Below are 7697 nucleotides of genomic sequence, written 5' to 3' on the forward strand. Positions count from 1 at the left end.
TGGCTAGTGGTTCGCATATCCCAACGTCCACAGTGAACTTTCATCACCTAGTTGACGGACATGCCCGGCACACCAAATAAAAAAGAAGCAATCTTTGCTTCTTTTTATCATTAGTTATTTTATTTTCTTGTATTAATTGCTGCTTTCGTATTATGGTAATAATCCTATTAAAGTTTGATCTCGGGGTATCCATTTTTAAATCCGGTCTACAGAAGTTTATAAGATATTCAATAACAAAAGTAAGAAGTTTATGAAAAGAACCTTTAGTTATTCTGAAATTCTTCTTTTTTATACTTTTGCTTCGTTGCTTCTCCACCACGAAGATGCCGAATAGATTTATGATAATCTAATATTTCTTTCACTTCATTTGCAAGCTCAGGATTAATTTCTGGCAATCTTTCTGTTAAATCTTTGTGGACAGTACTTTTGGACACGCCAAACTCCTTCGCTATCACACGAACTGTTTTTCTCGTCTCCACGATATACTTTCCAATCTTGATAGTTCTCTCTTTGATGTAATCGTGCACACCGCTCGCCCTCCCCAAATTGGATGAGAGAAGTGTGAAATGAGACTTGCTTTGTCTTCCACGGAGTATGCTGTATCTTCGCATATACAAAAAAATCGCTGCATCACCATTAGGCTGCTTTTCTTTCACTATTATGCGGTAGAGAGCAAAATCATTAGCTCTCTTTATCTAGATATTATTCAGGTCCATAACTATATATAAATAAACTTAACGCCCCTCTCACCTCAAACACTCTCTTTGTTTTTGTCAGGTTTGTAACATTGTATTAGCTTGGGTAAAAATATATGCACAAAAACCATAATAAGGACAAGGTGTATAGTTTATTTTTCCGAAAATTCATTTATTATTTCGTTAAAAAAAGGAGATAGTGTCTTCTCCTTGTTTTAAACGGTCTCAATAATAATGGAAATTGCTTGCTCTAAGTCGCTTTGAGACCAGCTAGACATTATTTTTTTACCTTGTGTTACAAGTTCATGTGAGGCTGGTATATGAATAAAACCGGCTGGAATAGTTCTTCCTGTTTGTTTTAATTCATGTAACAGCGAGTACATAATATTATTGCATAGATACGTTCCTGCTGTATTAGAGATGCTTGCTGGATATCCTTTTTGATTCAAGGTTTGCACAATTTTTCTTATTGGAAGCATGGAAAAGTAGGCATCTGGCCCATCTTCGCAAATGATGGCATCCTCTCTTACTACACCGTTGTTATCAGGCTCTCCATCTTGGCAGTTAATCGCTACCCTTTCTGGTGTAATTGCGCTCCTTCCTGCTGCAAGTCCTAATGACAATACAGCATCAGGATCGATCATCTTTAACCGTTCAAGAAGAATCTTTGCACTTTCTAAAAAGTCTACCGGAAGAAGGAGGCTTTCTATTTCATATTGACCAATACATTTTTTATCCAACGCTTTTACTATCATTTCTGTAGGATTGATCGGAAATCCAAGAAATGGTTCAAATCCAGTTAGCAATAGTTTCTTCATGAAATTACTCCCCCTAATATTTTTGCATTATTACTAATATTAATATAATAAAGGGAAAATAAAAAGAGTGGAACTTTGTGACATCCCACTCTCTAAACTTATAAAATTTGTTTATCCTTGACTATCATCGGTATTTTGAGAATTACTATTTTCATTGGAACTGTCGCTTCCATCGTTGCTCTGATTAGTATTATCATCCTTGGTATTGCTAGACTGATCATCACTATTGATTTGATCATTAGGAGATGACTTACTTTCTGTATTCACATTATCAAGAGCAGATAGTGACTTATTAAAGTAGGAGTTAGGATTTAAATAGACATTATCCTTGCGAATTTCAAAATGGACATGTGTTCCAGCTTTTTCATTTAACTGGCTTTCTCCTGCTTTCGCAATAACTTTCCCTTGCTCAACAATATCTCCAACCTTAACTTGAATGTCTTGAACCGATTGATATACTGTTACAACGCCTTTTTCATGCTCAATTTCAATAACGTTACCTAGTAAAGGATCATTCTCATTTACCTTTGTAACAGTACCGCTCATGGCTGCAACAACGTCAAATTCTTTCCCATCCTTCATCGCAATTTCAATCCCGCGGTTAGGCTGGTATTGGTTTCCGTTATATACTAAGAGAGCTGCTTCCTGTTTTTCCTTTGAAGCTTTTGAATCGTAGAAGTCCTTTACAATTTTCGCTGACATTGCATCCTTTACTGGCCATTTGAAATTTTCTAGTGTTTTACTAACGACAGAGGCAGGGTTTTTATAATCTTTCTTTCCTATTAAGTCATCCCCACGATAGCTGAAGTTATTTTTTGCAGATTCATTGCCTCTAGACTGGTACCAAAAAATTCCTGAAATGAGTAATGCAGCACAAACTAGATAAATTGCTGGGTATACCCAACGTTTTTTTAAAATTCTTTTTCCGCGTCTTTTTTGAGAAGATAATTTCTTTTCTTCCTCTCTCATTTTCATCACCTCTGCATCCATTTTGAACAGATACAAGGAAATATATACATCTATTTTGAAAAAATTTTTAAATTCTTATTATTTGGCAATTAATTCGATAATATGTATTCTTTTTATTATAATTTTTTTCGAAAAAATAAGCTTCCTTTAAAAAGAAGCTTATTTCTTAGCGGTTGCTTTATTTACAAATGGACTCGTACTCGTAATTTGAACACCTTTGTAATAGTATTTGACAATGTCTTGATAGGTTTTTCCTTCCTTTGCCATTCCGTTTGCCCCAAATTGACTCATACCAATTCCGTGCCCATAGCCTTTTGTAGATACAATAACTTCGTCCCCTTTACGGACCCAGCTAAAATCCGATGAACGTAGGTCAAGCTTCTCTCTAATTTGCCTGCCTGTAAACTGTTTACCATCAATGATAACAGTTCCAACACGATTCCCATGTGTACGAGTTATGACTGTTCCAATGTTGGTTGAATTCGTGATGTTTACACCAAGTTTATTTTCGAATTCAGAAACAGGGATTTCCTCTTTAAAGCTGAATTTAGGAGATGTTATATCCCATGGACTTTTTACACTTTTCAAGTATGGAACTGGTTTATCCCAATAATCTTCGGAGTTTTCGGTATAGCCATTACTAGTAGAAAAGAATGCCGCTGTAATAGGACTTCCATGATAAGTTATAATTTGACCGGCGGTTGCTTCGACGGCTTCCCTGATGTTATTTATTTTTTTATTGTATTCAGATCCCCACTCTTTTTTTAACTCATCCATGTTTTGATAAACCTGAAAGTTTTGTGTGTCTTCTACATCAGCGCCTTTAGGAAGGCTGTCATTTCCACCGTATACTAATTTCTTTACGATAAAGGTTCGGGCCGTTAATGCTTGTGCCTTTAATGCTTCTTTCTCAAATGTTGCGGGCATTTCAGAAGCAACTACACCAACAACATAATCTTCAAGATCTGGCCTTTCAATTTCGTTCGTTTTCGTCCGAAATACTGCTACCTCAACTGCTGGTTCCTTAGCCTTTGGTTTTTGAATTTTGTCATCAAGCTTACCACTTACTTTTTCAGAAGAAAAAGGTAGGACTAGTAGGGTTGGTACAAGAAAGGAAACGACAATCAATAGGGAAATAATTAGTAGGACTGGTTTTATTTGCTTCATGCTTGATGCCTCCATTATTTATTCAAGATGGTGATTACCATCTCTTTCATAATTATGGCTACCAGGATGTTTTTATGATTGTATCTATTAAAAAAATTTTGTAATCGTCATTAATAGATTAAGAACCATTACCAGCGTCTACTTGCTCCACCTCCTCCAGAGGATCCGCCGCCACCTTTACTTCCTCCACTTCCACCGCCACCTCTCATAAAGGCGGCAATAATATTTAAAAGGATGTAGGTAAAAGTTCCTCCAAAGAACTTCATGTCAATAATGATTAATATAATAACCCCTATTCCTATCAACAATGTCTTCCAAGAAGAGAAGTTTACGTTCTTTTGATAAGATTTTGGGTTCGATGTGTCATCGAGATGATATTCGTTCGATACTTCATTGAATAGTTTTTTATACGTATTAACTACTGCCTTATCTGCTTGATTATTTTTTATATAGGGAATCGCATACTGGTCCAATATTCGGCCGACTTTTCCGTCAGGAAGCGCACCTTCCAAACCATAACCTACTTCTATGCGTATTTTTTTTTCTTTTGGAACAAGTAATAATAGGACCCCATTATTTAATTTTTTGTCACCAAGCCGAAAAGATCTAAAAGCATTTACAGCGTATTCCTCTAAATTCTCTCCATCCAGGGTTGGAACAGTTAATACTGCTATTTGTGCTTTTGTTTTTTGGTCTAAGTTTTTTCCTAGTTGAATGAGTTCATTCTTTTCATCATTTGATAGTACATGGGCAAAATCCTGAACATATATATCTCCTTCTGGCTTTGGAATTTGTGTGTCAGCTTTTGCCCCAATCGAATTCAAGATTAGAGAAACAGCCACCACGGTGAATAGAAGGAGTTTTCTTATCATTTCTCACTACCGCCAAAATCAACATTTGGTACTTCTTCTGCGCCAGCCTTTGCTTTAAAATATTCTTTCTCATGGAAACCAAACATGCGTGCAATCATCGCACCTGGAAATTTATTTACCTTTTTATTAAAAGTTGCAACTTCATCATTATAATCTCTTCTTGCAACGGCAATACGATTTTCTGTCCCAGCCAATTCATCCATTAACTGTTGAAAATTTTGGTTTGCTTTTAAATCTGGATAATTTTCTACAACAACTAGCAAACGGTTTAATGCATTTGATAACTGATCATTAGCATTTGCTTGAGCAGCAGGTGTTCCGGCACCTGCTAGACTTGCACGTGCTTTAGATATATCATCCAGAACATCTTTTTCATGAGCTGCATAACCCTTAACTGTATTCACTAGGTTCGGTATTAAATCCACTCTTCGTTGAAGTTGTGTCTCAATGTCTGAATACTTTTGTTTCACATTCTCATTCGCCGAAACGAAGCCGTTATAGCTTGAGGCAAACCCCATGACAATTATTGCAATGACTACAACTATACCAATTAAAACTAAATATCCTTTTTTCAACTAGATTCACTCCCTTAACAAAATACGCATGCAGGTTATCTATCGATAAATTTTTCAATCTCCAAAAGATCGAACATCTAACTGCTTGCGTTAGAAAAGATAATTATTATTTATTATACTTAGCCTGTTGTCTTATTGAAAGAAAAAAAACCCTACAAATTGTACGGGTTTTCTTCTTTTCTTATCAATACTTCAGCGCCTATCGGGAAGCTGATTTTTTATCATACATTTACATCTGATACATATTCGTTAATATTTGTCAGTATTTCCACTTCATCATTTATTCTTTCAATATCTGCTCCGAGGCCAGCCAATTTATGATGGAAATTAACATATCCGCGATCTAAATGCTTTAATTCCGAAACACGTGTATAACCATCTGCTCTTAAGCCAGCAATAATTAATGCCGCCGCAGCTCTTAAATCTGTTGCAGCTACTTCAGCCCCTTGAAGGTCACTTGGGCCATTTACAATAACAGATCTACCTTCAATCTTAATATCTGAATTCATTCTGCGGAATTCTTCCACATGCATAAAGCGATTCTCAAATACTGTTTCGGTTATAACACCAGAACCTTCTGCACAAACAAGTAGTGCCATCATTTGCGATTGCATATCAGTTGGAAAGCCGGGATGTGGCATTGTTTTAATGTCAACAGCCTTTAGTTTCTCTGGACCGATGACTCTAAGGCCTTGAGACTCTTCAATAATAAGTACTCCCATCTCTTCAAGCTTCGCAACTAAAGATGTAAGATGTTCTGGAACTGCTCCTTTTACAAGAACATCTCCGCCTGTAATAGCAGCTGCAATCATGAATGTTCCAGCTTCTATACGATCTGGAATAATGGAATGCTCTGTTGCAAATAAACTTTCTACACCTTCAATTCGAATTGTTCCAGTTCCTGCACCTTTAACGATAGCACCCATTTTGTTTAAGAAGTTGGCAAGATCCACTATTTCCGGTTCTTTTGCACAGTTTTCAATGACTGTTTGGCCTTCAGCCAATGTTGCAGCCATCATAATATTTTGCGTTGCGCCAACACTTGGGAAATCTAAATAGATTTTTGAACCCTTTAAGCGTCCTTCAGCTTCTGCTTCAATAAATCCATTCCCTACTTTTATTTTTGCTCCCATTGCTTCAAAACCTTTAAGATGCAAATCGATAGGGCGTGAACCAATTGCACATCCTCCAGGGAGTGCGACACGGGCTTTACCCATACGGGCTAATAAAGGTCCCATTACAACTACAGAAGCACGCATTTTACGTACATATTCAAATGGAGCTTCAATTAATAACTCTCTTGATGCATCTACAGTGATTTCATTATTTTGAAAGGTTACATCAGCATTTAAATGGCGTAACACTTCACTAATTGTATACACATCGGAGAGTGTTGGTACATCACGAATAACACTTTTTCCTTCACTAGCTAACAATGATGCAGCGATAACAGGCAATACGGCATTTTTTGCACCTTCTACTTGAACCGTACCATTTAACCTTTTTCCGCCGCGGACGATGATTTTTTCCAAGAGTATTCCCCTCCGCGTCCATTTTCTCTATATTAATATTCAATCGTTATGATAGGTGTGCCAATAACGAAGGTCGTTTTAGCGCCCAATCCATTTTTTCTCAGTCCAATTTGCAAGTTCATTTTGTTCGTTTTTGTGGGAATGGATTCTGAAAATAAAGGCGAAAACGCTGAAACTGAGTAAAAGTCCTTTTCCTTTAAAGCCTCTGTTTCTTTTGCTTGAAATCCGCTTAATAATTGATCTTTTTCAGTCAATAAAACATTTTCAATTTTATCATTGAATTCGCCTTTGATACAAGAGAAAATTGTTGGTTTTTCCCTGTAAAGAACTTCCATTTTATTCGGTAGGATTTGATCGATTTTTTCCGCAAAAGATGTATTCCAGCTATGTCCTTTTATCTCATAAAGTAAATACGATATAGTGGATTTTTTTATAGGGGTCGACATTAATTTTATTGTTTCGACAAAATCATTATGTTTTGCAACACCAGTTGCAATTCCTGATTTACGATCAATAATCCATTCCATATACGGAAATTGCTTTTTTAGGGATCTTTCTTTCTTATCCCAATCATTCATTGAATGAATTTCAATGGATTCTCTTGCATATAAAGACCATTCATCAATATTTCCATTTTGCTCCATCACTATTTTAGCTATTTTGTTTAAATCGATGGTATAGGATGTAGCATTGGTTTTATTCCCAAAATTTGCGAACATAAAACAAGTAATAAAGACAAACATTAAAAGAATCATTTTCTGTTTCAAAAGTATCCTCTCCCTTAGTAAAAGTGTTTACCAGAAAGGGCCAACACATACTTGGGAAAAGTCGTCATCTTTTGACAGTTGTTTTGATTAAATTATGTTTCAATTACCACAAAGAATTAGACGGATAACCCGCCTGAAATGTTACAAAAATTTTACACAAAATTTAAATTCATATTACATCATAATGAATTTTACTTAATTTGAAAACATGTAAGAAGTCTTATTTTTTACAATTTGATGACATTAATGGTTTTTTTCTTAAATAAAATTGTTTTTTGTAGATGACAGACATATTAATATCC

8 protein-coding genes are annotated in these 7697 nt (G+C 35.8%); all 8 read right to left on the reverse strand.

Annotated features, from left to right (window positions below):
- Positions 1 to 263 precede the first annotated feature (263 nt).
- A complete protein-coding gene (gene spoIIID / locus AC3WJF_RS22580) occupies positions 264 to 527 on the reverse strand; it encodes a sporulation transcriptional regulator SpoIIID (protein WP_055741870.1) in 264 nt (87 codons plus the stop codon).
- A 383-nt stretch (positions 528 to 910) separates the two neighbouring features.
- Complete coding sequence (locus AC3WJF_RS22585) at positions 911 to 1513, reverse strand: pyroglutamyl-peptidase I (RefSeq protein WP_492456273.1); 603 nt, start codon at positions 1511 to 1513, stop codon at positions 911 to 913.
- 111 nt (positions 1514 to 1624) lie between these two features.
- Complete coding sequence (gene spoIIQ, locus AC3WJF_RS22590) at positions 1625 to 2482, reverse strand: stage II sporulation protein SpoIIQ (RefSeq protein WP_492456275.1); 858 nt, start codon at positions 2480 to 2482, stop codon at positions 1625 to 1627.
- Between the two features lie 159 nt (positions 2483 to 2641).
- A complete protein-coding gene (spoIID, locus tag AC3WJF_RS22595; RefSeq protein WP_492456277.1) occupies positions 2642 to 3649 on the reverse strand; it encodes a stage II sporulation protein D in 1008 nt (335 codons plus the stop codon).
- A 128-nt stretch (positions 3650 to 3777) separates the two neighbouring features.
- Positions 3778 to 4521, reverse strand: a complete 744-nt coding sequence (locus tag AC3WJF_RS22600) for a TPM domain-containing protein (RefSeq protein ID WP_492456279.1) — start codon at positions 4519 to 4521, stop codon at positions 3778 to 3780.
- Entirely contained in the window at positions 4518 to 5096 is a 579-nt protein-coding gene (locus AC3WJF_RS22605) for a LemA family protein (protein ID WP_492456281.1), read from the reverse strand. The genes AC3WJF_RS22600 and AC3WJF_RS22605 overlap by 4 nt, the downstream gene beginning before the upstream one ends.
- 221 nt (positions 5097 to 5317) lie before the next feature.
- Positions 5318 to 6628, reverse strand: a complete 1311-nt coding sequence (gene murA / locus AC3WJF_RS22610; protein ID WP_492456283.1) for a UDP-N-acetylglucosamine 1-carboxyvinyltransferase — start codon at positions 6626 to 6628, stop codon at positions 5318 to 5320.
- Between the two features lie 32 nt (positions 6629 to 6660).
- Entirely contained in the window at positions 6661 to 7395 is a 735-nt protein-coding gene (locus AC3WJF_RS22615) for a YwmB family TATA-box binding protein (protein ID WP_492456285.1), read from the reverse strand.
- Positions 7396 to 7697 lie beyond the last annotated feature (302 nt).

It is taken from the genome of Heyndrickxia sp. FW510-T9 (assembly GCF_058781025.1).

Bases quoted from the DNA above. Each gene is read 5' to 3' on its own strand.
- AC3WJF_RS22585 (WP_492456273.1), bottom strand. From the start codon at position 1,513: ATGAAGAAACTATTGCTAACTGGATTTGAACCATTTCTTGGATTTCCG.
- spoIIQ (WP_492456275.1), bottom strand. From the start codon at position 2,482: ATGAGAGAGGAAGAAAAGAAATTATCTTCTCAAAAAAGACGCGGAAAA.
- spoIID (WP_492456277.1), bottom strand. From the start codon at position 3,649: ATGAAGCAAATAAAACCAGTCCTACTAATTATTTCCCTATTGATTGTC.
- AC3WJF_RS22600 (WP_492456279.1), bottom strand. From the start codon at position 4,521: ATGATAAGAAAACTCCTTCTATTCACCGTGGTGGCTGTTTCTCTAATC.